This window comes from Cytobacillus depressus, from assembly GCF_008923245.1.
Taxonomy (GTDB): Bacteria; Bacillota; Bacilli; order Bacillales; family Cytobacillaceae; genus Cytobacillus; species Cytobacillus depressus.
In genome coordinates this window covers 457,752-481,978 of record NZ_WBOS01000002.1, presented here as the reverse complement: position 1 = coordinate 481,978, position 24,227 = coordinate 457,752, and the positions used below count along the sequence as shown (strand labels likewise).

Annotated in this window: 21 protein-coding genes; 1 reads left to right on the top strand and 20 read right to left on the bottom strand. The window is 38.3% G+C overall.

Annotated features, from left to right (window positions below; genetic code table 11):
* Positions 1-7: 7 nt before the first annotated feature.
* The 14 genes from F7731_RS07665 to F7731_RS07600 all read right to left on the bottom strand — a co-directional run bounded on the left by F7731_RS07665 (position 8) and on the right by F7731_RS07600 (position 18,266).
* Entirely contained in the window at positions 8-853 is an 846-nt protein-coding gene (locus F7731_RS07665) for an ABC transporter permease (protein WP_151534170.1), read from the bottom strand.
* Positions 850-1,785 carry an ABC transporter ATP-binding protein gene (locus F7731_RS07660; protein ID WP_151534169.1) on the bottom strand — a complete coding sequence of 312 codons (936 nt, stop codon included), beginning with the start codon at positions 1,783-1,785 and terminating at the stop codon, positions 850-852. Before F7731_RS07660 ends, F7731_RS07665 begins: the two co-directional genes overlap by 4 nt.
* Positions 1,782-4,163: a hypothetical protein gene (locus F7731_RS07655; protein WP_151534168.1), complete on the bottom strand. Its 2,382-nt coding sequence runs from the start codon at positions 4,161-4,163 to the stop codon at positions 1,782-1,784. The genes F7731_RS07660 and F7731_RS07655 overlap by 4 nt, the downstream gene beginning before the upstream one ends.
* A gap of 188 nt (positions 4,164-4,351) precedes the next feature.
* The gene (gene ftsY / locus F7731_RS07650; protein WP_151534167.1) at positions 4,352-5,344 is read right to left on the bottom strand and encodes a signal recognition particle-docking protein FtsY; all 993 of its coding nucleotides are present in this window, start codon (positions 5,342-5,344) and stop codon (positions 4,352-4,354) included.
* Between the two features lie 308 nt (positions 5,345-5,652).
* Positions 5,653-9,219 carry a chromosome segregation protein SMC gene (gene smc / locus F7731_RS07645; RefSeq protein WP_151534166.1) on the bottom strand — a complete coding sequence of 1,189 codons (3,567 nt, stop codon included), beginning with the start codon at positions 9,217-9,219 and terminating at the stop codon, positions 5,653-5,655.
* A gap of 45 nt (positions 9,220-9,264) precedes the next feature.
* Positions 9,265-10,008, bottom strand: a complete 744-nt coding sequence (gene rnc, locus F7731_RS07640) for a ribonuclease III (protein ID WP_151534165.1) — start codon at positions 10,006-10,008, stop codon at positions 9,265-9,267.
* Between the two features lie 260 nt (positions 10,009-10,268).
* Complete coding sequence (locus F7731_RS07635; RefSeq protein ID WP_151534164.1) at positions 10,269-10,502, bottom strand: acyl carrier protein; 234 nt, start codon at positions 10,500-10,502, stop codon at positions 10,269-10,271.
* A 106-nt stretch (positions 10,503-10,608) separates the two neighbouring features.
* Positions 10,609-11,352, bottom strand: coding sequence for a 3-oxoacyl-[acyl-carrier-protein] reductase (fabG, locus tag F7731_RS07630; RefSeq protein WP_151534163.1), 744 nt, complete (start codon positions 11,350-11,352; stop codon positions 10,609-10,611).
* The gene (fabD, locus tag F7731_RS07625; RefSeq protein ID WP_151534162.1) at positions 11,349-12,296 is read right to left on the bottom strand and encodes an ACP S-malonyltransferase; all 948 of its coding nucleotides are present in this window, start codon (positions 12,294-12,296) and stop codon (positions 11,349-11,351) included. Before fabD ends, fabG begins: the two co-directional genes overlap by 4 nt.
* Positions 12,297-12,317: 21 nt before the next feature.
* Positions 12,318-13,316, bottom strand: coding sequence for a phosphate acyltransferase PlsX (gene plsX, locus F7731_RS07620; RefSeq protein ID WP_151534161.1), 999 nt, complete (start codon positions 13,314-13,316; stop codon positions 12,318-12,320).
* A 15-nt stretch (positions 13,317-13,331) separates the two neighbouring features.
* The gene (gene fapR, locus F7731_RS07615; RefSeq protein ID WP_151534160.1) at positions 13,332-13,901 is read right to left on the bottom strand and encodes a transcription factor FapR; all 570 of its coding nucleotides are present in this window, start codon (positions 13,899-13,901) and stop codon (positions 13,332-13,334) included.
* A 138-nt stretch (positions 13,902-14,039) separates the two neighbouring features.
* Positions 14,040-16,091, bottom strand: a complete 2,052-nt coding sequence (recG, locus tag F7731_RS07610) for an ATP-dependent DNA helicase RecG (protein WP_151534428.1) — start codon at positions 16,089-16,091, stop codon at positions 14,040-14,042.
* 126 nt (positions 16,092-16,217) lie between these two features.
* Positions 16,218-17,888: a DAK2 domain-containing protein gene (locus tag F7731_RS07605; protein WP_151534159.1), complete on the bottom strand. Its 1,671-nt coding sequence runs from the start codon at positions 17,886-17,888 to the stop codon at positions 16,218-16,220.
* A gap of 15 nt (positions 17,889-17,903) precedes the next feature.
* Entirely contained in the window at positions 17,904-18,266 is a 363-nt protein-coding gene (locus F7731_RS07600) for an Asp23/Gls24 family envelope stress response protein (RefSeq protein WP_151534158.1), read from the bottom strand.
* 287 nt (positions 18,267-18,553) lie between these two features.
* On the opposite strand from F7731_RS07600, the gene rpmB reads away from it, so the two are divergent.
* Positions 18,554-18,742, top strand: a complete 189-nt coding sequence (gene rpmB, locus F7731_RS07595) for a 50S ribosomal protein L28 (RefSeq protein WP_151534157.1) — start codon at positions 18,554-18,556, stop codon at positions 18,740-18,742.
* 141 nt (positions 18,743-18,883) lie between these two features.
* Here the strand turns inward: rpmB and spoVM are convergent, their stop codons facing one another.
* From spoVM to F7731_RS07565, 6 genes are all read right to left on the bottom strand, one after another.
* Positions 18,884-18,964 (bottom strand): stage V sporulation protein SpoVM, encoded by an 81-nt coding sequence (gene spoVM, locus F7731_RS07590; protein WP_151534427.1) that lies wholly within the window; start codon positions 18,962-18,964, stop codon positions 18,884-18,886.
* Positions 18,965-19,061: 97 nt separating this feature from the next.
* Positions 19,062-19,709, bottom strand: a complete 648-nt coding sequence (locus F7731_RS07585) for a thiamine diphosphokinase (RefSeq protein WP_151534156.1) — start codon at positions 19,707-19,709, stop codon at positions 19,062-19,064.
* Between the two features lie 186 nt (positions 19,710-19,895).
* On the bottom strand, positions 19,896-20,546 hold the full coding sequence (gene rpe / locus F7731_RS07580; protein ID WP_151534155.1) for a ribulose-phosphate 3-epimerase: 651 nt from the start codon (positions 20,544-20,546) through the stop codon (positions 19,896-19,898).
* Between the two features lie 2 nt (positions 20,547-20,548).
* Positions 20,549-21,430, bottom strand: a complete 882-nt coding sequence (rsgA, locus tag F7731_RS07575; RefSeq protein WP_151534154.1) for a ribosome small subunit-dependent GTPase A — start codon at positions 21,428-21,430, stop codon at positions 20,549-20,551.
* 51 nt (positions 21,431-21,481) lie between these two features.
* Positions 21,482-23,473: a Stk1 family PASTA domain-containing Ser/Thr kinase gene (pknB, locus tag F7731_RS07570; RefSeq protein WP_151534153.1), complete on the bottom strand. Its 1,992-nt coding sequence runs from the start codon at positions 23,471-23,473 to the stop codon at positions 21,482-21,484.
* Complete coding sequence (locus F7731_RS07565; protein ID WP_151534152.1) at positions 23,470-24,225, bottom strand: Stp1/IreP family PP2C-type Ser/Thr phosphatase; 756 nt, start codon at positions 24,223-24,225, stop codon at positions 23,470-23,472. Before F7731_RS07565 ends, pknB begins: the two co-directional genes overlap by 4 nt.
* Between the last annotated feature and the right edge of the window lie 2 nt (positions 24,226-24,227).

Sequence of the window (24,227 nt, the reverse complement as noted above, 5' to 3'; positions counted from 1 at the left end):
ATATCCCTTATCCTTTTTTCATATTTGGACGAAGCTTTTTAATACTGATGAAAACAGCGCCGATAATTATAACCGTATAAGAAATTAAATAGGAAATCCAAAGCGGTATATTAATCCCTGAGTTTGTAGCGATTTCCTTCGTAAATTCCGGTTCGAACGTACTTAGAAGAATGATGGGCGGATTAAGCATTGCCATAAAGTAAACGAACGGATTTGACGATGGCGTTCCTGAATACCCATACCGCATAGCCAATTGCATAAAAATTAGGGTCAAAAACGCTGTCCCACCGGCCATAAATAACGTCACACCATAGGAAGTTACCATGGAAACAATCGTTTTTCTAATAAGAGTAGAAAACATCACACCGACACTGCCAAAGGCAATCATCGTGAAAATATAAAAAGAAATAGTTGTTAAAACTTGCCCCGGTGAAATCCCACCGAATAAAAAAACAAAGCTGTAAAGAGGCAAGCTCGCAATGATTAATAAAAGCAAATAGGAAATTGATGATATAAGCTTACTCAAAATAATGCTTGCTGAACTTTGAGTAGTTGTCAGCATAATATTCAATGTTTGCCTTTCACGCTCGCTGCTAATGACACCTGCCGTCAAACCAGGTGTTATAAACAAGATAAGAGCGAGCTGCAAAAAAGAAAGCATAATAAATATGGAGCGGCTTTGAGCCGGCTTAAAAAATCCTTGTGTATTCGACAAAGACTCAATAAAGACAAAACCGACTATAATAATCCCAATAGCAAGCAAATAAAAGAGAATGCCTAGGAAGCTTTTGAAAGAACGAAAGCGCAGCTTAAACTCTTTATTTAGAACAGGGTTCGTTATGATATTTTTCATGACAGCTCTACCCCCTTCGTTATTTCCATAAATACATCTTCAAGATTTGACTCAATTTCAGAAAAACTTGAAATAGCGATGTTGTTGAGTATCGCTTTTTTCAATAACTCCGATTGCTCAAGATCCGAGCCCCTAAATATAAATTGTAAGGCGTTTTCCTCTTCGCCCTTAGTTAATTTTGAAACATTTAGGTCATCTTCAAAAAATGCAATAGCTTTACTGAAATCTCCATGAGCTTTTACAATGATTAGCTTCTCACCTTTTAAACGCGCTTGGATTTCCGAAACCGAGCCTTCAGCGATGAGCCGGCCTTGGTCAATGATGCCAAGCGTATCGCACATTTCAGCCAGCTCAGGGAGAATATGAGAGGAGATTAAAATTGTTTTCCCCATATTCTTCAACTCTTTTAATATTTCCCTCATTTCCACACGTGCTCTCGGATCTAAACCTGAAGCAGGTTCGTCAAGAATTAATACCTCAGGATCGTGGATTAAGCTCCTAGCTAGACATAATCGCTGTTTCATCCCTCTAGATAATAAATCTACATATGAATCCTGTTTATGCGATAAGTTCACGAGATCAAGCAATTGCGGGATGAGTTTTTCCCTTTCATATGCTGGAATCCCATAGCTGGCGCCGTAGAAATGTAAATATTCAACTGTTTTTAGCTGATCATATACACCGAAGAAATCTGGCATATAACCAAGCTGTCTTCTTACCTTTTTCGGTTCCTTTTGGACATTAAAGCCATTAATATACGCTGTTCCGGAAGTTGGAGCCAGCAATGTAGCCAAAATGGAAAAGGTTGTTGATTTTCCCGCCCCATTTTGTCCGACAAATCCGAACACTGTTCCTTTTTCAATTTGCAAACTAAGTGAGTTTAACGCTGTGAAATTCCCGTATTTTTTTGTTAATTCGATTATTTCAATCACGGTGCCACTTCCCCTTTAATAGTGATCGCCGGTAATTGAACATATGGATCACTTTTAGCATTTTTTATCAATTTTAGTTTTATTTCGCCTGCTTTAGATAAGTATTGCTGAACATCACTGTCGTTATTAAGTCTAAGACTGCGTTTATCTGCTTCTATTGGCAGCCACTCACTCGAAGCTGTATTAAAAACAGAATATTGAATTGATGGATGATTCGTCCTAATTAATATTTCATTTACTTTTATCGAATGCTGCACTAGTTCCTTTGGCAGCTGGACAATATATTCATATTCTCCGTCATCAATAGTGGTTTCCTTATTAGTCCCATTCACCATTTTTTCAAAAATCTGCCCTTTTATAACGTTTAGATGAGAAACTAGCATTTCATCTCTAATTGTTATAGCTCCGGCAAATTGCTGTTCGGCTTCAAATGAATCTAAAATAAGATTGATCGTATCCCGTTTTTCCTTTTTCCCAACGATTTGTACGTCTACAACCGCATCCGTTGTAAATCCTCCAATGACTGGTTTATTTTCAGTCCCGTTCGTAAAAATAAAATTTGATGCCGCATATTCTAATCTTTCTCGTTTCATTTTATTGAGATCTGTATTTTGATAGTTTGGACCACCATAATTATACGGTTTAGTTAACAAAGAATTTTTCGTTTGCTTGTTAACTTGGATCGTTTCTCCTTTCTTAATTGGACCAAGTTTTATTTTTTCATTGCCAGACCATATAAAAATTTCTTCAAAATCATAGGCAAATCCATTGTAAATCGTTCCCGTTATTTGGTTGCTTTTTACCTTGAGATCAGCAGTAAAACTTCCATCTGTCACTTGGTTTGCCTTTCCAAAAATAGTTTTAGATGACCAATAGCCCACTTCTGGAAAAACAATATTAATATTTTTGCGCTTATCTTCATAAATTGCCCCTCTTAACGGATCATAGCTGCTCATATTTTGCGTGCTTGTTATTGCATTGAATTGTTCTTTTGGGACCGATAAAGTATAAGTACCGCTTTTATTCGATAAAAGTGTGGCTGCTTGTATACCTGTTAATTGATGATCGTTTACTTGATAAACGCCCAATTGATTCAGCTGCGGCTTAGCAATCCGGTCTTTTGCCCCGATTCCAAAAACGATAGCCGCCATTAAAATAGCTACCGTTGGGATAATCCACCAAGAATGCTCCCTTTTATCCATTTTTCTCAAAACAAAATAAAGAACTGGTACAATAATAATGATATAACCGCCTAATATTCCGATAAGCTGTCCGATAGAGAAACTACTCGCAGGGAAAAATTCATTTACATCCGCAAGCTCCCAATAAAGCGTGTCATAGAAATTAGGCCCATAGTTACTGTTGGTATTATTCGTCTTTTCGGCTTCATTCATAAACTTCGCGAACCATGTACTATAACCCTTCCAAGATGAAAGCGGTTCATCACCTAAAGAGAATCCTGTTTGTAAAATCGTTCCTTCTCCAACTCTTTTCTTTGCTGTAATATTTACTGAATCACTTTCATCGATTGCCATTGCATTTTTATTTAGTGGGCCGGTAAATATTTGTATTTCATTAAATCCGGGATTTTTTTCACTTTCTGCTTGGAGCAAAAATTTAACTGGAACCGTTAACTCATTATCCATTTTCATTGGCAATAATGAATATAGTTGTCCATATGATTGGCTTCCATTTGGAGCCCCTCCTGCAATGAGGATTCCTCCGCCCTCAACCCATTTTACGATTGCATCCTGCTGTTCCCCATTTAATTGTGACAGCGGATATTCATCAATCAGTAAATAATCAATCATTTCCAAACCTAATGCCTGCTTTGGAAGCTGTTCCTTTTTTAGCTCGATCATTTGCATTTGAGTGAAAGGGAGTATTCTTAACTCTTTTAAACGGTCAAAATTCTCACTTAACACCCCAATTACATCTTCATTCAAATCAATGTATTTCGGTTTGATTTTATCTTCGCCAGCAAAATTGACTTTTTTTCCGTTTCTCCAATCTCCTTTATAAAGATGAATGGAAGGAAGATTCTGATTGGCGGAAGGATGATCGTCCGTTAAACCTGGTGAAGAAACTTGGTATGATTTCGTCGTATTTGCAGGTAAATCTACATTGATTGACATGGTACCGCCTGTATTCCAAGAAGGATGAAAATTTAGCAATAAATCCCCCGTAAATGCTTCTCCTTTGTTTTCAATATGAAGAGTCAAAGGAAAACCTTTCCCCATTTTTAGTTTTCCGTTATAGCCTGCATCTAGTTTTATGTAAATGTTCTCTGCATTTGCTTTAGCAGAAGGAAGAAAGATGCCGATTGTAAAAAAGAAACAAATAATAATCCCGATAGCTAACCTCATATTTTTGTACATTAAATCTCCCCCAGCAAATTAATTCTAATTAATAGACGAATAAAAATGAGGAAAGTTTTCTAAAAATGAAAAATTTCCCCGTCCAAACATTAGTTATTTTAGTGTAATTTTACACCAATATTGAATGTTGTCAATTAAAATAATAATAAAAAAACAGCTGAACATTCATTTCAGCTGTTTTTTCATTATTATTCAACTTCTTCTTTTTCTACTAGATCGGCAAATAGACCATATACGTATTGCTCAGCATTAAATTCCTGTAGATCATCCATTTTTTCTCCAAGGCCAACAAACTTAACCGGAATATCTAGTTCATTCCTAATAGCAAGAACAATCCCACCTTTAGCCGTTCCGTCAAGCTTTGTTAACACGATTCCGCTTACATTCGTTGCTTCCTTAAATGTCTTTGCCTGAATCATTGCATTTTGTCCAGTTGTTGCATCAAGTACAAGAAGAACTTCATGCGGTGCACCCGGAACTTCACGTTCGATCACACGTTTGACCTTTTCAAGCTCATTCATAAGATTTACTTTGTTTTGCAGACGGCCTGCTGTATCACAGATTAATATATCTGCTTGTCGTGATTTTGCAGCACGAATCGCATCAAACATAACAGCAGCTGGGTCAGATCCTTCCCCTTGTTTAATGACATCAACACCGACTCTTTCTCCCCAAACTTCCAGCTGCTCAATGGCCCCAGCTCTAAACGTATCCCCCGCTGCTAGGAGCACCTTTTTGCCTTCGTTTTTGAATTTATGTGCAAGCTTTCCTATAGTCGTTGTTTTTCCGACACCATTTACACCAACAAAGAGGATTACTGTTAAGGAGTCTGCTTGAATATTTAGTTCTGATGAAGCATTGCCTCCAGCTTCATAAATTTCCACTAGTTTTTCAGAAATGACACTTTGTACTTCTCGAGGCTCTTGAATATTTTTTCTCTTCACCTCTAATTTCAACTCATCAACAAGCTTCATTACTGTATCAAAGCCAACATCTGCCTGAATTAAAATTTCCTCTAGCTCTTCAAAGAAATCCTCATCCACTTTGCGGTATCTGGCCACTAGATTGTTTACTTTATTGGAAAAGTTATCCCTCGTTTTTGCAAGACCGTCTTTAAACTTTTCTGTAGCACTATCTGTTTGTTTCGTAATTTTTTCTTTTAATTTTTTAAAAAAGCTCATTCTCGTCACTTCCCTTTTTCATTATTTCAATATGTATGAGAAGCTGACCGGTAAAGTCAGCTTCCGATATTCACTTATCGCAGATTAACGGGCTGTAAGACTCCCACTTCAAGTGGAGATCCAACAGCCCGTAAAGGCCCGACGTCGGACAGGATGTCCTAGTCATGCGAATGCCACAGGACAAGGAACACTACGGCAGCTATACATCGCACGACCAAAAGCGGAGCTTTTGGGAGGATCTGGCGCTATGAGCGTGATTCTACTAACATACAGTGAGGAAAAAACACTCCACTGGATGAAGTTTCACTTTATTGTGTAATTAATTCTTTCGTTTCTTCAAAACGAACTGATACTAATTTAGAAACACCTGATTCTTCCATCGTTACTCCATATAATACATCGGCTTCCTCCATCGTTCCTTTACGATGAGTAATAACGATAAATTGTGTTTCAGTGCTAAATCGCTTTAAATATTGACTAAAACGGGTGACATTGGCTTCATCTAAGGCCGCTTCCACTTCATCAAGTATACAGAATGGCACAGGACGGACCTTCAAAATCGAGAAGAGAAGTGCTATAGCTGTAAGAGCTCTTTCCCCGCCTGATAAAAGTCCAAGGTTTTGCAGTTTTTTCCCTGGAGGCTGAGCAACGATTTCGACACCTGTATTCAATAAATCATTTGGATCGGTAAGCTTTAAATCTGCTCTGCCCCCTCCGAATAATGATTGGAATACAGCCTCAAAATGGAAGCGAATGCCTTCAAAGGTTTGCTGAAAACGTTTCTTCATTTCCGTATCCATTTCATCAATAATTTGGAATAAAGTATCCTTTGCTTCCTGCAAATCATTTTTTTGCTCTAATAGGAATTCATAACGCTCTGAAACCCGTTCATATTCCTCAATCGCACCGAGGTTTACTGTTCCCAGCTCATCAATGGCTAATTTAATGAGCTTTACTTTTTTCCTTGCTTCTTCTACATCGATAGTTAGTGGATATTCTTCCTTTGCGGCTTCAAAGCTCAATAAATACTCTTCCCGCAAATGACTTAATCGGGTTTCAAGTTCCACATCTAAACGATTTAGCTTTACTTCTTCATCTTTTAACGCCTCAACCATGCCTTTATGCTGGCGTTTTAGCTCTTTCGTTTCAAGCTCTAAATCCTCTAAGACTGTTTGAAGCTTCATACGCTCTTCTCTTCTTGAAGAAATTAAATTGATCGTTGCTGTTTTATCATGGAGCTTCTTTTTAGCCGCTTCTTCTAATTGCTGCTCGCCTGAAAAATTATTCGTCATTTCTGAGGATAGAAGCTCTAAATCCTCTTTAAAAATGTGTAGTTTCTCGTTAATTTCAGCAAGCTCTTTGACTATGGCATCATATTTATCTTTCGCATGATTATACTGTTCACTTTTCGCAGCAAAGCTCACTTTTAGCTCGTTAATTTCACCTAAAAGAACTTCTTTTGAAGTATTTTGCTGATTTTTCTGCTCTGTTAATTGTTTAATCTCTTCATCAAATGCAACAACTTGTGACTGAAAGTCATTAAGCAAAGCTTGTAGGTCTAACTTTCTTTTTAAAAGTCTTTCTTTATCTTCTGTGAATTGCGCTTTATCAATATCATAAAGAGATAGTCTTTCATTCAAGCTTTTTTCCTCGAACTCTAATTCACGAAAATCGCTTTTGATGGACTGTTCCTTTAATCTAAGTTCCTCACCTGTCATTCTATGCTCATCAATTTTCGATTCAAGCTTTTGAATATCCGCTTTAAGCATTTTCACCTGTGATTCTAACCCGGCTGTTTTCGACTCCATATCTGCAATTCTTATTTTTAATTCTTCGAGCTCCCCTTTTCTGCTCAAGATCGAAGTCGATTTCTGTTTTAACGCTCCTCCCGTCATAGAGCCCCCAGGATTCACAATATCGCCATCTAACGTAACGAGTCTAACACGATATTGGAGAAGCTTGGCGATTTCGTTCGCTCCTTTTAAGTCTTTTGCAATGACAACATTTCCGAGTAAGCTTTCCATTGGTTCCTTATATTTCGCATGAAATTGAATTAATTTCGCTGCTTCACCAACAAATGAAGGATGCTCCTGAATAGAATGAATCTGTGCCGCACTCAAACTTTTTCCTTTAATTACATTTAACGGCAAGAAGGTCGCGCGCCCGAAATTATTCTGCTTTAAATATTGAATTGCACTTCTTCCGTCTTGCTCTGTTTGCACGATAATATGCTGCATTGCGCCGCCTAAAGCCGTTTCAATCGCTGTTTCAAATGATTTAGGAACTTGGATTAATTCAGCGACCGCACCTTCAATTCCATGGAGCTTTCCGCCACGGGCTTTTAGTACTTCTTTAACACCTTGGAAAAATCCTGAATAATCATCTTCCATTTCTTCAAGCATTTCCTGACGCGATTTCGCCTTTTGTAAATATTGATAAGCTTGATAGAGAGTCGTTTCCTGCTTCTGATAATTCCCTTTTGAGATTTCAAGGGTTTTTTGCTCATCACGGAATCCTTTTACTTGATCATCCAATTCTTTTTGCACAGAAATTAGTTCAGCTTCAACCTTTACCTTCTTTTCAAGAATGCTTTTCCTTTTTTCAATAAAATTACTATTTTCCTGCTCAAGCCGGCCATTTCTTATATCAATTTGACTTAACTGCTGTTCAATATTTTGCAGTTCGTTTTTGGTTGCCGCCTGTTTACTTAATAATTCGATATAATCACTTTTCAACGATTCAATCTTTTCTTCCGTGCTTTCATTAAACCGCTTTAATTGATCATGTTGTTGTTTTAATTCGTTTTGGAGCTGTTTCGCTTCTAATGCAAGATTCTCATATAAAGAAGATTGTGTTTCCTTTCGAGTTGTCAATTCTTGCTCTTTATTGATAAATTCCTCAAGATTTTTTTGCAACTGATCTTTATTTAAGGAAGCATTTTTCTTTCTTTCCTTCAATACTTCTTTTCTGCCCTCAAGCTTCTCAAGTTCTTCACTAGCATGAAGGAGAACATTTTGCAAATCGCTAATCGATTCATCAAGGGCAAGTGCATGATCCCTTAATTCTTCAATTTTCGCTTCTTTACGCTGAAGATTCGCTGAATGCTTTAATTCATTTTCTTTATGCATGTCTAGATTTTTAGATAGCTGTTCCCAGTTCGCATGTAAATCTTCAATTTCATAAACTGTTAATGCCACTTCAATTTTTTCGAGCTCTTCCTTTTTTTCTAAATAGTCCTTCGCAATGGATGCTTGGATCTTTAAAGGTTCAACCTGGCTCTCCAGTTCGTAGACAATATCATTAACGCGATTTAAATTATCCTTCGTTTCAGTTAGCTTAACTTCTGCCTTCTTTTTTCTGTTTTTATATTTCAGGACACCGGCTGCCTCTTCAAAGATCGTTCTCCGTTCTTCAGCCTTACTATTTAAGATTTCTTCTACTCGGCCTTGACTAATAATTGAAAAGGCTTCTCTTCCTAATCCAGAGTCCATAAATAAATCTACAATATCTTTCAGCCTGCAGGCCTGTTTATTAATTAAATATTCACTTTCACCAGATCGATATACCCGGCGAGTAACGCTGACTTCGTTATAATCAATTGGCAAGCGCTGATCTTCATTATCAAGTGTTAACGTAACTTCTGCAAAGTTTAGCGGTTTACGCGAATCACTGCCAGAGAAGATAATATCCTCCATTTTGGCGCCGCGTAATGATTTCGCTGATTGTTCACCTAAAACCCAGCGAACTGCATCAGTAATATTGCTTTTTCCGCTTCCATTCGGACCTACAACAGCAGTGACACCTGGTACGAAATCAACCATGATTCTTTCCGCAAACGATTTAAAGCCAACTACATCTAACCGTTTTAAAAACAACTGCTGCTCCCCCTAATCGTATATGTTTCAATCTATGTTGTCATTCTAGTTCATTTTGCCTTTTAAAAATTCAAGTGCCATTTGCGCGGCATGCTGTTCTGCTTCCTTTTTTGAGCGGCCTGTACCTGTCCCTAATTCTTTACCGTTCATAGATACTCTTGAGACAAATTCCCGATTATGAGCCGGTCCTTTTTCTAGTAATATTTTATATTCAATTAAGCCAATTCCATCACGTTGAATCAATTCTTGAAGCTGACTTTTGTAATCCATAACATGGGCAAATTTCCCTGCATCGATCTTAGGAAATACAATTTTTTCTAAAAAGGAAATAACTGTGTCAAGTCCTTTATCTAAATAAAGCGCGCCAATAAATGATTCAAAAACATCCGCAAGCAATGCCGGTCTTTCCCTGCCTCCAGTCATTTCTTCACCTTTACCTAAAAGAACAAGATCACCAAAGGATAATTCGTGAGCAAAAGAAACTAAAGAAGGCTCACAAACAATCGCAGCCCGTAATTTAGTTAATTCTCCTTCACTCATTAATGGATATTTAAGAAATAAAAATTGAGAAACAGTCAGCTCAAGGACGGCATCTCCTAAAAATTCAAGTCTTTCATTATCTTCATTCGGTTTTCTACGATGTTCATTCACATAAGAAGAATGAGTAAATGCTTGTTTAAGCAATTTTTCATTTTGAAATTCTACGCCAATCTTTTTCTGAAATTCTTTAAAGCGTTTATCTATTGTGCGAAATCCTTTTTTATCTCTGTCTTTTCCTACACTGTGCATAATTGACTCACCTTTTATAAGTTATATAACGAATTTTTTATATACTAAATACCTAGTTTACTGAAAAAAATCACAAGATGCAAAAAGCTAATAAAGCCCCGTTATGAAACGGAGCTTTAGAGTAGTACCGTATTTTCTGTCCGTAACTACCTAATAGGCTATCAAGTAACAACGGACAAAAAATACAGAAAATATCATTTTCAGAAAGGCCCACTGGGGGCCCACTGAAAAAAGGATTGTTTAAAAGTTCATCTGATGAATTATTGCTTTGCACTTATGTAGTTAACAGCGTCACCAACGGTTGCAATCTTTTCAGCGTCATCATCAGAGATTTCCAAATCAAACTCATCTTCTAATTCCATTACTAGTTCTACTACATCAAGGGAATCAGCACCAAGATCATCTTTGAAAGAAGCTTCTAGCTTTACTTCAGATTCTTCCACACCAAGGCGGTCAACGATAATCTTTGTTACTCTTTCTAATACTTCTGCCATGCTTGTTCACCTCCCCTCAAGATATTATAAATTATTTTAAAGAAATAATAAATGTTCTGATGAACAATTTTTATTTCAATTGTATTTCAACCAAATAATTAATGCTTTACATGACCATTCCGCCATCTACATGAAGGGTCTGGCCCGTCATGTAACGGCTATCTTCTGATGCTAGAAAGACAACAACATTTGCGATATCCGCTGGCTCACCGAAGCGCGCTAATGGAATTTGTTTTAACATCTGCTCTTTCACATCTTCAGGAAGCTTTTCAGTCATGTCTGTCGTAATAAAACCTGGCGCTACAGCATTAACTGTAATTCCGCGAGTAGACAATTCCTTCGCCGATGTTTTTGTTAATCCAATAACTCCTGCTTTTGCTGCCACGTAGTTTGCTTGTCCAGGATTTCCACTCACACCGACAATGGATGAAATATTAATAATCCGCCCGTTTCTTTGCTTCATCATTTGTCTTGTTACAGCTTTCGTACAAAGGAAGACACCTTTAAGATTTATATTCATTACATCATCCCATTCGTCTTCCTTCATTCTCATTAATAGATTATCTCTCGTAATTCCAGCATTATTAACAAGAATATCAAGTTTACCAAATGAGTCAACTGTTTCTTTCACCATATTAGCAACTGACTCACTGTTAGATACATCACATTTGATCGCAATGGCGTTTCGTCCCATTTCTTTTATTTCGGCAACGACTTGATTCGCTCTTTCTTCACTTCCCGAATAGTTAACAGCAATATCGGCCCCTTGTCTCGCTAATTCTAGCGCAATTTCTCGGCCAATGCCTCGTGACGCCCCTGTTACGAGGGCTATTTTTCCTTCTAGCTTCATTGTACTTCCTCCTTTAAGGACTCGATCACTGCTGTGCTAGTCTCTTGGTCTGAAACAGCAAAAATACGCACGTTTTTATTGATTTTCTTTACAAGTCCAGATAAAACCTTTCCTGGGCCAATTTCAATAAAAGTATCAACACCTAAATCAATCATTTTTTGCACAGAATCTTCCCATAGCACAGGGGAGTAAAGCTGTTCGATTAATTTTTCCTTAATATTTTCTGCTAATGTAATTTCGTCAGCTGTTACATTGGCAATGACTGGGATTTGTGCATTTTTCACTTCAATTTCATCAAGGATTCCTTTAAAATTTTCTGCCGCTGGCTTCATTAATTCTGAATGAAAAGGACCGCTTACAACAAGTGGCATGACACGCTTAGCACCAGCTTCTTTCGCTTTTGCCGACGCAATTTCCACGCCTTTGCGCGTACCAGAAATAACGATTTGACCCGGACAGTTCAAATTGGCAAGCTGGACTGAATTCCCCTCGTTTGTCACCTCATCTGTAACAGCTCTTAGGATATCTCGGTCTAATCCTAAAACGGCAGCCATTGTGCCTTCCCCATTTGGAACAGCCTCTTCCATATATTCGCCTCTTTTTCGAACAGCATAAACACCGTCTTCAAATGAGATCGCTCCAGAAGCGACAAGAGCTGTATATTCTCCAAGGCTATGTCCTGCAACGTAATCAGGCTGAATACCCGATTGCTTGAAAAACTCTAACACTGCGATACTTGTTGTCAGCAACGCTGGCTGTGCATTCGTTGTTAACGTCAGTTCTTCTTGCGGTCCTTCAAAGATAAGCTTTGAAAGAGGATAATTTAATTTTTCATCCGCTTTGCTAAAATAAGATTTTACTTTTGAATCCGTTTCGGCAAGAGTCAGTCCCATTCCAACGGTTTGCGATCCTTGACCTGGAAAAATAAATGCAATTTTGCCCATAGCAATTCTCCTTTTTTCACTTCATTTTACTTGCGTAGTTTCCTTTTCAACGACTTCCTTTATCGTTTGCGAAACATTATGCATAACCATATTCCGTGTTTGTCTAACAGCATTATAAATAGCATTGGCATCTGATGAGCCGTGTGCTTTAATGACTGGTGCTTTTAATCCGAAAAGACCAGCGCCGCCATATTCCGAATAATCCATTTTAGCTTTTAATTGGACAAGATCTGGCTTTAAAACAGCGGCAGCCATTTTGCTTTTGAAGCTGCTCGTTAATGCTGATTTTAACATTTTAAAAACAGACAGAGCTGTGCCTTCGATCGATTTCAAAACCATATTGCCTGTGAAACCATCTGTTACGACAACATCTGCTACGCCATCGAGCAAATCACGTGCCTCAACGTTTCCCACGAAATTTACATTGGCGTTTTGGAGTAACGCAAATGCATGTTTCGTAAGCTCATTGCCCTTTTTCTCTTCAGTTCCTATGTTAAGTAGGCCTACTCTAGGATTGGGAATGCCGCGAACCTTTTCGGCATAAATAGAACCCATAATGGCATATTGTAATAGATGCTCAGGCTTTGCATCAACATTGGCACCCACATCTAGTAGAATGAATCCTTCTCCGTCAAGTGTTGGCAGCGTCGGGGACAAGGCTGGTCTTTCAATGCCCTCTATCCGTCCTACGACAAAAAGTCCGGCCGCCATTAATGCCCCTGTATTACCAGCCGAAATACACGCATCTGCTTTTCCATCAGAAACAAGCTGAGCTGCGAGTACCATAGAAGCATTCTTCTTTCTCCGTATTGCTCGAGCTGGTTCATCAGTCGGCAAGATCACTTCATCCGTATGTAAAATTTCAATCCGTTCCTGATTCGTTAAATATTCTTTAATTTTTGTTTCATTACCGACAAGGGTAATTTGTATGTCATTAAATTCAGCAGCAGCTTTCATAGCTCCAAGTACGATTTCTTTAGGAGCATGATCGCCCCCCATTGCATCTATCGCTATTTTCATGCTGGTATTCATCCTTTATTGTATTTTGTGGGAACGATACATATCAAATTCCCCTTTAAAAACTAATTCATTGTTCACATAGCTTGAAACGAGTACTAATGTTCTGCCACTTTCAGAGTCAATGCTCACAACCTTTGCTTTTGCAATCACTCTTTCCTTATGTTTCACAGAACGAGTGAATTGAATATTCGCTTTAGCTGTCAAGGCAAGCTCATCATTTATTAATGCTACCGCAAGCGAATTCGCTTGTGCAAATAAATGATGGCCCCGAGCAATTTTATTCCGCTTGAAAACATGCTCTTCTTTAATATCTAAAATAGAAATGGCTGTTTTGTCTAGTTCTATATCAATAATTTCACCGATAATTTCATCAATTGGCAAGGAGCGCACTTCGTCATCAAATCTTTTTTCAGCTACATGCTTGATCCGTTCACGTAATTCAGGGATCGATAATTCTAGCCTATCCAAACGAATGGTTTGGACACTTACAGAGAATTTCTCTGCTAGCTCCTCATCCGTAACAAAAGGGTTGTCCTTTATCGTTTGCGTTAATAACGCCTGCCGCTCTTTTTTACTTCTTCGCATCATCTACACCGCCCCAGATATTAAGACTAGGTACTAATAGTAGTATATGATTAGGAACTCGAGATTGCAAGCATAAAAGTGGAGGCGACTGCTCTGAACAAAGGAAAAAGCTTTGGCACAGTAACTGTACCAAAGCCCTTAATCAAGTTTTTCGCCTTCTAATACCCCGGAATCCCTTAAATACTCTCTTAACATGAGAAACTCTGGCGCTTCCCAAAATTGCTCCATTTGAATCAATTGTGCTGTATCGTTTCTAGCAGTCTCTAATGCACGATAATCATGTACCATATCTGCGACTTTGAATTCCGGAAGTCCACTTTGTTTTTTGCCAAAGAAGTCGCCTGGTCCTCTAAGCTCAAGATCCTTCTCACTTAAGACAAATCCGTCATTCGTTTCAGTCATAATTTTCATCCGTTCTTTTCCTACCTCAGATTTCGGGTCGGCAAGAAGAATACAGTAGGATTGATCACTGCCACGCCCCACTCGCCCTCGGAGCTGGTGAAGCTGAGCTAAACCAAAGCGCTCTGCATCATATATGACCATCATCGTTGCATTTGGAACATTCACTCCAACCTCAACGACTGTCGTTGAAACGAGCACTTGGAGCTTATTATTGCTAAACTCCTTCATGACTGTATCTTTTTCGTCCGAATGTAATCTCCCATGCATTAAGCCGACTTGATAGCGGCCATTAAAATAGTGAGTTAATTGGGCATGAACATCGATCGCATTCTGAACATCAAGCTTATCTGATTCCTCGATAAGAGGACAGATCACATAAGCCTGATGGCCCGCATGCAGTTCTTTTTCTACAAACCCGAGAACACGATCAAGCATATCAGGCTTTGCCCAATACGTTTCAATTGCTTTTCTTCCCGCAGGCATTTCATCAATAACAGAAACATCCATTTCGCCAAAAACGGTAATGGCTAATGTTCGAGGAATAGGAGTAGCAGTCATGAATAAAACGTCTGGGCTTTCACCTTTCTCTCTTAAAACTCTGCGCTGTTCAACTCCGAAGCGATGCTGTTCATCTGTAATGACAAGCCCAAGTTTTTGAAATTCCACTTCATCCTGAATTAAAGCATGTGTCCCAATGATGACGTCAATTTCCCCATTTTTTAAGAGCTGCAATATTTCCTTCCGTCTTTTTCCTTTTACCGAGCTCGTTAAAAGCTCACACTTTATTTGAAAAGGATCCAGCATTAGTTTTAAGGATTCTGCATGCTGTTCCGCCAAAATTTCCGTCGGCACCATTAAAGCACCTTGAAAACCTGCAGTTCTACTTGCATACAAAGCAATCGAAGCAACAGCTGTTTTCCCTGAGCCGACATCACCTTGCAAAAGCCGATTCATTCGATATGGTGACTTCATATCAGAAAGTATTTCATTTACGACTCTCTTTTGGGCATTCGTCAATGAAAAAGGTAAGGACTGAATAAATGTTTTTAGCTTTTCAAGGTTATATAGCTGACCGATGCCTTTCGACTGTTCTCTCTCAATCTTTCTCAAAGCTTGCATTTTTAATTGAAAATAGAAGAATTCCTCATACACAAACCTTCGTCTCGCTTGCTTAAGTTCATTTTGATCGGTTGGAAAATGCATAATATGCAACGCAGTTCTTCTATTCATAAGCTTATATTTTGTTAAAGATACATCTGGTAAAGTTTCTTGGATTTCGGCTCCAAATTGAGAAAAAGCGAGATTAATAAATCGTCTTAAGCCTTTGACAGTGATTTTCCCCTTAATGCCATATACAGGCTCAAAATCCTTGCTTTTTGTATAAGAACCTATCTTTACTTCACTTGCTGTAATCGTTTGACGATGCTGATCCCATTTTCCCGTTACCGTAACTGTATCGTTTATAGCGATTTTATTTTTTAAATAAGGCTGATTAAACAAAACTACTTGAATGAGATATCTCCCAACAAGAATTCTTAAAGTCAATCTTGAACGCTTTCTTCCATAATACATAAGAGAAGGTTCACTATGTACCTTCCCCTCCACTGTGACCCGCTCTTCATGCTTAACCTCTGCTAAATCTTTCAAGCGATAGTCCTCATAGCGATACGGGAAATATCCTAATAAATCCGTGACACTTCTAATATTCATTTCTGTCAAAGCTTCAGCCGTTTCTTCTCCTATCCCTTTAATAGCCGTAACTGGAAGGGATTTTAGTTGATTTAATATATTTTTTTGATTTGACAAAGAGTTCACCTCCAGCGAGCCAAAAAAGAAGGGGCCCCCTCATGGCCCCCTCCTTTTCATTGTTTCGATGTATTAAGTTCACACAATATAAGAGGTTGCGATTACATTTTATTCGATAGCGAAAATGAATGCATATAATGGTTGTTTCCCATCATGCAATTCAATCTCAACATCTTCAAATTCAGCTTCTACAAAACTAACGATTGCTTCAACATCTTCTTCAGAAGCATCTTCACCTTTTAGTATCGTTAAAATTTCTGAATCAGCATCAAGCATGTTTGCAAGAAGATCTTTAGCTGCCTGGACTTTATCTTTATTTTTTACGATGATTTTACTCTCAGCAATGCCCATGAAATCGTCTTTTTCGATTTCAAGGCCATCAATGCTCGTATCACGAACAGCAAATGTGATTTGACCTGTTTTTACATGCTGAAGAGCTTCTGTCATGCCTTCTTTATTTTGATCAATGCCAGCACTTGGGTTAAAAGCAAGTAAGGCAGACATTCCTTGAGGAACTGTTTTTGAAGGAATCACGACAACTTCAAAATCAGTTACTTCTGCTGCTTGCTCCGCTGCCATAATAATATTTTTGTTATTTGGGAGGATAAATACTTTTTTGGCATTTACCTCTTCGATCGCCTTCACAATATCTTCCGTGCTCGGATTCATTGTTTGACCGCCCTCAATAACAGCATTTGCGCCAATGCTGCGGAAAAGGTCAACAATTCCTTCCCCCATGGAGACTGTTACAATTCCATATTCTTTTAACTCTTTTGCCGCTGATTTTGCAGGTTCAGCAGTTCCTTCAATTAAATTAGTATGCTGCTGGCGCATATTTTCAATTTTCATATTAATAAGGCTGCCATAGCGCTGGCCATATGTTAAGCATTCGCCTGGCTGTTCGGAATGTATATGGACTTTCACAAGTTCATCATCGGCAATTACTAATAATGAGTCGCCAAATTTGCTTAAGTCCATTCTAAAAGCCTCTTCAGAAAATGGTTTTTTTGCAAGCTTGTCCGCTTCGAATTTCACCATAAATTCCGTGCAATATCCAAATTCGATATCTTCCGTATTCATAAAGCTATGTATATTTTTGTGATGCTCTGCACTAATTAAGTCTTCCATTTTCGCAAGAGCAACAGGAGAATCAGGGAGCTTTTCCCCTTTAAGTTCAGCTAAAAATCCTTCATATACAAATACAAGACCTTGACCGCCACTATCGACCACCCCAACTTCTTTTAAGACAGGCAGCAAGTCAGGAGTACGATTTAATGACGCCTTTGCTTCTTTTACTACAGCTTCCATTAGTGCAATAAGATTAGACTCATTTGCTGCAACTTGAACTGCTTTCTTGGCAGAATCCTTCGCTACTGTTAAAATCGTCCCTTCGACAGGCTTCATAACTGCTTTATAAGCTGTTTCTACACCACTTTGAAGGGCTACAGCAAATTCCATGCTATTTATTTCGGCTCTTTGTTCGATTGCTTTGGAGAACCCGCGGAATAGCTGAGATAAAATAACACCAGAATTTCCGCGTGCTCCCATTAGCAAGCCTTTAGAAAGCGATACGCCGACTTTTCCAATATGACTTTGAATATTGCTCTTTACTTCCTTCGCGCCTGACGTCATAGACAAATTCATATTTGTCCCTGTATCACCATCAGGAACAGGGAAAACGTTTAATGAATCTACATAATTGGCGTTAGCGGATAAATAATTTGCTCCGGCAATAACCATTTCTGCAAAACGATTCCCATCTATTGCTTTAATTGACACAAGTCTTCCTCCTCACTACGGGTTCGACACACGAACCCCTTGAACGTAAATATTTACCGAGTCCGTGCTAAGTCCAACAGTTTTATCTAGGATGTATTTTACTTTTGATTGCACGTTGTGAGCAATCTCGGATATTTTCGTTCCATAGCTAACAATAATATACATATCAATTTGTACATCGTCTTGTTCCTGGCGAACAATGACACCGCGAGTAAAATTCTCTTTCCGTAAAATATCTGTTAAACCGTCTTTTAATTGGTTTTTGGAGGCCATGCCAACTATTCCATAGCAATCAACTGCTGCACCGCCAGCTATTGTTGCGATAACTTCATTCGAGATATCAATTTGACCGAATTTCGTTTTTAATTCGATGGACAATTTTATTCCCCCCTTGGAAATTCTCCCTTTCTAAAAAACATTTTACTATATACAAATACATTTTGAAAGCGCTACTCCTCCCCATTATTTTAGCTTAATAGTCATAAGTATATGTCAAGGATTTTTTCTTGCCAGACACCTATTGCAATATCAAGGGTTGTATGATAAATTATTAAAGTATCTTTTAATGCCTAGATTCTTTTAGACATTAAATTAAAAATGGTCATCTAACATGGCAATGAAAGCATGAAAAATAGCTTCAGGTTATGTGTAAGGAGGGAAATAATATGCCACGCAAATGTGTAATCACTGGTAGAAAAACAACTACAGGTAATGCACGTTCCCATGCGATGAACGCTAACAAGCGTACATGGGGTGCAAACCTTCAAAAAGTACGTATTCTTGTAGACGGTAAGCCAAAACGTGTTTGGGTATCTACAAGAGCGCTTAAATCCGGTAAGGTTGAACGCGTTTAACTAAAAAAAGCTTCGGCGACTTAGTTAACTTCTAGGCGCCAAAGCTAAACAAAAAATGAGACATCCGAAATTTAGGATGTCTTTTTTTAATCCAATAAAGCACCTTTAATTAGGTGCTCCTTCATTTCACTTACTTGTTATTTAGTCTTTCTTGAAGGTTCCTAACATTGCACGTACGAGCCCACCTAAAAACCTTGGCAGTTTAATTGTATAAAATCTCATATCACGCGTCCCTCCTCACGATCTTACACAGACATCTTATCCTTCACCATTATCATCTTATTCAAATAAAAAAGATAAGTACTAATAATTTTTCATCTTAATCATTACTTCTTACAACCATTATTATGCCTTTCGAAAATGAAAAATTCCCATTATCGCTAATAAGTTCATTACTAATACATAGCGTTGAACCCATTGGAATATGCTTATCTTTTAATGGATACTTAAACCCTTTAAGCGTAAGATCACTGACTTCAAGGGTAATTGGAAGGAACGAAACATATTTAAGTTCTTGAGTTTTCTTAATTGAATACGTACCAGGTCCTTTCACGAAGACAATATTTCGCTGATCAATCATTTCAATTTGAATATCCTTTTTATGCAAAGTCGGGTTAATGAGAAGCTGGATGTTGGCAAAAAAATGGTCCAGTCTTCCGCCAGTTGCACCAAATATCCGAATCAATTTTGGGTTTTGGTCAATGGCCCAGTTTAAAGCTAACTCCATATCTGTCTCATCTTTTTCTGGCCTATACTGCCTTATTTTGCGTGTGTTTTCCTCAATCACTGCCATTTCCGTCTGCGATACAGAGTCAAAATCACCAAAGGCAATCGCTGGTAGGATGCCCTTCGTTATAAGTGTAAAAACTCCTCGATCCACCCCCACCCAAATATTATCATCATGATTAAACTTATTTAAATTTGGCAGCAACTCAACTGGTCCGCCTCCAAGAATATTAATATTCATAGTAACCACCTATTTTAAATTAGAAAAGCGTAAGCGCCTTGGTCACCCCCGACAAGCACAAGACGATTGGCCCTGAAAGGTGTACTTTACCTTTCTGGGCCAATTGGCTTGTGACCTCGTGGGGGTAGGCGCTGAAGCTAGACAAAAGGCTGACCCTTTTGAAATGAGTCAGCCCTTTTTAGATAATTAAAGATTTCCTTTTATTGCGGCAATTGCTTTTCCGCGATCTTTTTCATTATACACAGCAGAGCCTGCAACAAGCACATTTGCACCTGCTTCGATACAAAGCTTGGCTGTTTCAACATTTACGCCGCCATCTACTTCAATTTCAATATTTAATCCTTTTTCATCTGCCATTTTTTTGACTGCGGAAATCTTCGGCAGGACAGATGATATGAACTTTTGTCCACCGAAGCCCGGATTCACCGTCATAAGAAGGACCATATCTACATCTTCAATAATATGTTCAATGGCACTTACCGGAGTTGCCGGATTAAGAACTACTCCAGCCTTAATGCCAAATGATTTAATATAATGAACTGTTCGGTGCAAATGACGGCATGCTTCTACGTGAACCGTTATATAATCGGCACCGGCTTTAACAAATGCCTCAATATATTGATCGGGATTCTCAATCATTAAATGAACATCTAAAGGAAGATCTGTAACCGGTCTGATTGCCTCGACGATAAGTGGACCAATTGTAATATTAGGGACAAAATGCCCATCCATCACATCGACATGAATATAATCGGCTCCTCCTCTTTCAACATCTTTTATTTCCTCACCCAGTTTAGAAAAATCGGCTGATAATATCGAAGGTGCTACTTTCACCATTGCTAGTACCTCGGCTTTCTCTCTTTAATTTCCTGTAAAAAAGTAATATAATGCTCATACCTATAAACAGGTATTTCTTTATTCTCAGTTGCTAGTTTTACCGCACATTTTGGCTCAGCTAAATGGAGACAGCCTCTAAATTTACATTCCTCGCTTTTTTGTTGAATCTCGGGAAAACAGAAATTTAAATCTTCCATCTCAATATCGGTAAATTCAAGTGAGCTAAAGCCAGGCGTATCTGCAACAAGTCCGTCGCCCACTTTTATTAGCTCAACATGTCTTGTCGTATGCTTGCCTCTACCTAAATGTGTAGAAATATCATTTGTCCGCAATTCTAAATCCGGTCTTAATACATTTAGCAGTGATGATTTTCCGACCCCTGATTGTCCGGCAAACACTGAGATTTCGCCTTCTAAAAATGGATACAAATCTTTAATCCCTTCCTCCGTTTCCGAAGAAGTTAATAGGACTTCATAGCCTGCTTGTCGATAATCATTTGCATATGATTGTATATCATCATATTGTTCACTATTCGTTAAGTCCATTTTCGTAATACAAATAATTGGTTTTATTTGATTATATTCCACCAATACGAGAAACCGGTCTAAAAGTGCTGTACTAAAGCTTGGCTCAACTGCCGAAAATACAAGGATGGACTGATCTACATTTGCGATCGGCGGTCTGATAAGCTCATTTTTTCGCTCTTTTACTTCTAAAATATAGCCTTCTTTATCATTTTCTGCTTGAAATACAACCTCGTCACCGACTAGAGGAGTCACTTTATTCTTGCGAAACACTCCTCGTCCACGGCATTGCACAGTTTCATTTCCGCTTAAAACATAATAAAAACCGCTTAATGCCTTTATGATTTTGCCCTCAGGCATAGCCACACTCCTTGCCTTTATTTTATAGTTTACACGATCCTTACTTAATGATTATTCAAATGGAACTGCCTGCTGATCAAAGATCCTACCATCTCTTATAATCTGGTATATAGCATGCTCACCATGTGCAATCATTAATTCAAACCGGAACGTCTTATTTTCCGTAATATAATCGATGATTTCAGGATCATCAATTACATGATTCATGTCCTGAATATAAATTTGAACCTCCTGTGGCTGACCTTCTTCCGCAGGTTCATATGGAACCATGACTTCTATCATCTTAGTCTTCGGAGGAATGGCCTTTTTCCCTTTTGAAAGCACTACCTTTACATTACTTCCTTTTGAAACTTCCGATCCCGGAGCAGGGTCTTGGGAAATTACATGCCCTTCTAACACATTATCTGAATAATCCTCTGATGTGATAATATTCAAACCAGTTGATTCTTCATACTCCTGTAATGCTTTTTTGTTATACTCCCTTAAATCCTTTAATTTAATTGGTGCTGGCCCTTTACTTACGGTAAATATGAGTTCCTCCTCTTCTGGAACAACTGATTCTCCTTCTAAGAGGTTTTGTTTTGTTATCGTACCAGCAGGATTACTCTCGTCATATTCATCATTTTTCGTAATAAATTTAAAGTTTTCGCGATCTAATAATCGTACAACCTCATCATATGGACGGCCTGTATAGTCTGCTAATTCAAACTTTTCTTTTCCTAAGCTTTCATAAATATCAATGGATGTGCCTTTCTTCACGGCTTTTCCAGCCTTTGGCTCAGTTTTAATGACTAGCCCTTCAGCAATTTCTTCATCGTTTATGCGGTTGGTTACATTAATTTTGAACCCAGCTGATTCTAATTCAGCTTTGGCCTTTTCAATTTCTTCTCCGGTTAAATCAGGAACTGTAACATCTTTTGTTGATAATAACCCTGGCAGAACAAAGACCACAAGTATTGCTAATATAAGAAGACCAAAAAAAGTAGAAATTAAAACGATTGGCCATTTTTTTCGCTTTTTCTTTTCCTTCTTTTTCTTTTCTTTCTTTTTCTTATCCTGCTTTTTCGGATTGACCTCTCCGATATTATTTACGGGTTTTGATTCTTTACCATGGACAACAGTCTCATCATGGCTCGGATATGAAGCTTCATCTGTAATAATTGGAATCGCCTTCGTTGCATCATTATCAATTGGAATATTAAACTTTGCTTCATCTAAGCGATCTGGATCTAAAGATGAGCTTAAATCTTCTTCCATTTCTTCAACTGTTTCAAAACGGTTAAACGGATCTTTTGCTGTTGCCTTTAAAACAATGTTTTCCACACTTTGCGGTATGGATGGATTCCATCTTCTTAATGATGGTGTTTCAGATTGCAGATGCTTTAATGCAATTGAGATGGCAGATTCCCCTGAAAATGGCAGTCTCCCCGTTAACATTTCAAACATCACAATGCCGAGGGAATAAATATCAGACTTGTGATTAGCCATGCCGCCCCTTGCCTGTTCCGGCGACAAATAATGAACCGATCCCATTACTGAGTTTGTTTGTGTAATACTAGTTGCACTTAAAGCCATAGCAATGCCAAAATCGGTGATTTTTACATTTCCATGCCTGTCTATTAATATATTTTGGGGCTTAATATCCCGGTGAACGATATGATTTTGATGAGCATGTGCTATAGCTGATGTGAGCTGCTTCATGATCTCAATTACTTTTTCCACTCGAACCGGACTGTTTTGCTGTATGTATTGCTTTAATGTTTGTCCATCGACATATTCCATGACAATATAATAAAGTGAATCTTCTTCCCCTACATCATAAATACTAACAATATTCGGATGAGCTAGACTAGTTGCTGATTGGGCCTCTCGGTGAAAACGACGAATAAATTCTTCATCATTTGCAAAATCGAGACGAAGCATTTTAACAGCTACATCGCGATCAAGAATCATATCATGGGCTAAATACACATTAGCCATTCCGCCCCCGCCGATGATTTCAAGAATTTTATACCTTCCGCTTATTCTTTTTCCAATCATCATGAGGTTTCACCAGACTCACTATCCAAAAACTCAACAATGACTAACGTAATGTTATCTTCCCCGCCAAGATTATTGGCTGAATCTATTAACGAAACAGCTTTTTCTTCTAAACTTTGCTTGCTTTTTAGAGTTTGGATCATCTCTTTTTCTGTCACTTTATTAGAAAGGCCATCCGAACATAACAAGAGGAGATCTTCCTCTTCAAACATAATTGTCTTAATATCTATTTTCACTGTTTTTTCAGTTCCGAGTGCTCTTAAAACAACATTTTTCATCGGATGATGTTCAGCATCTTCTTTGGAAATTTGACCAGAACGGACTAGTTCATTTACGAGTGAATGATCGTCTGTTAATTGCTGAAAACCGGTATCGTTCATTATATAACAGCGGCTATCACCAATATTGGCAATCGTTGCAAAATGATTCGTGCAAATAGCGGCGACAAGTGTTGTCCCCATGCCTTCACATTCAGAGCTTTTTTGTGCATGCTCGTAAATCTCTGTATTTCCTTTTTCAATACTTACTTTCAGCCATTCTTCAGCCTCGTCAGCCGTTGAAATTACAGTTGTGTCTCCCCATAGCTTCTGCAAATTAGTCAAAGCCATTTCACTTGCAACATCCCCAGCACGATGACCGCCCATGCCATCTGCTACGATGGCAAGGCGTTGACCGCTTTGGTTAAGAAAAAAACCGCCGCTATCTTCATTATGCTGACGAACTCTGCCTCGGTCTGTCTTAAAAACAGCCTTCATCT

Bases quoted from the DNA above. Each gene is read 5' to 3' on its own strand.
- F7731_RS07665 (WP_151534170.1), bottom strand. From the start codon at position 853: ATGAAAAATATCATAACGAACCCTGTTCTAAATAAAGAGTTTAAGCTG.
- F7731_RS07655 (WP_151534168.1), bottom strand. From the start codon at position 4,163: ATGTACAAAAATATGAGGTTAGCTATCGGGATTATTATTTGTTTCTTT.
- ftsY (WP_151534167.1), bottom strand. From the start codon at position 5,344: ATGAGCTTTTTTAAAAAATTAAAAGAAAAAATTACGAAACAAACAGAT.
- rnc (WP_151534165.1), bottom strand. From the start codon at position 10,008: ATGCACAGTGTAGGAAAAGACAGAGATAAAAAAGGATTTCGCACAATA.
- F7731_RS07635 (WP_151534164.1), bottom strand. From the start codon at position 10,502: ATGGCAGAAGTATTAGAAAGAGTAACAAAGATTATCGTTGACCGCCTT.
- fabG (WP_151534163.1), bottom strand. From the start codon at position 11,352: ATGAAGCTAGAAGGAAAAATAGCCCTCGTAACAGGGGCGTCACGAGGC.
- fabD (WP_151534162.1), bottom strand. From the start codon at position 12,296: ATGGGCAAAATTGCATTTATTTTTCCAGGTCAAGGATCGCAAACCGTT.
- plsX (WP_151534161.1), bottom strand. From the start codon at position 13,316: ATGAAAATAGCGATAGATGCAATGGGGGGCGATCATGCTCCTAAAGAA.
- fapR (WP_151534160.1), bottom strand. From the start codon at position 13,901: ATGCGAAGAAGTAAAAAAGAGCGGCAGGCGTTATTAACGCAAACGATA.
- rpmB (WP_151534157.1), top strand. From the start codon at position 18,554: ATGCCACGCAAATGTGTAATCACTGGTAGAAAAACAACTACAGGTAAT.
- spoVM (WP_151534427.1), bottom strand. From the start codon at position 18,964: ATGAGATTTTATACAATTAAACTGCCAAGGTTTTTAGGTGGGCTCGTA.
- F7731_RS07585 (WP_151534156.1), bottom strand. From the start codon at position 19,709: ATGAATATTAATATTCTTGGAGGCGGACCAGTTGAGTTGCTGCCAAAT.
- rpe (WP_151534155.1), bottom strand. From the start codon at position 20,546: ATGGTGAAAGTAGCACCTTCGATATTATCAGCCGATTTTTCTAAACTG.
- rsgA (WP_151534154.1), bottom strand. From the start codon at position 21,430: ATGCCTGAGGGCAAAATCATAAAGGCATTAAGCGGTTTTTATTATGTT.
- pknB (WP_151534153.1), bottom strand. From the start codon at position 23,473: ATGATGATTGGAAAAAGAATAAGCGGAAGGTATAAAATTCTTGAAATC.
- F7731_RS07565 (WP_151534152.1), bottom strand. From the start codon at position 24,225: ATGAAGGCTGTTTTTAAGACAGACCGAGGCAGAGTTCGTCAGCATAAT.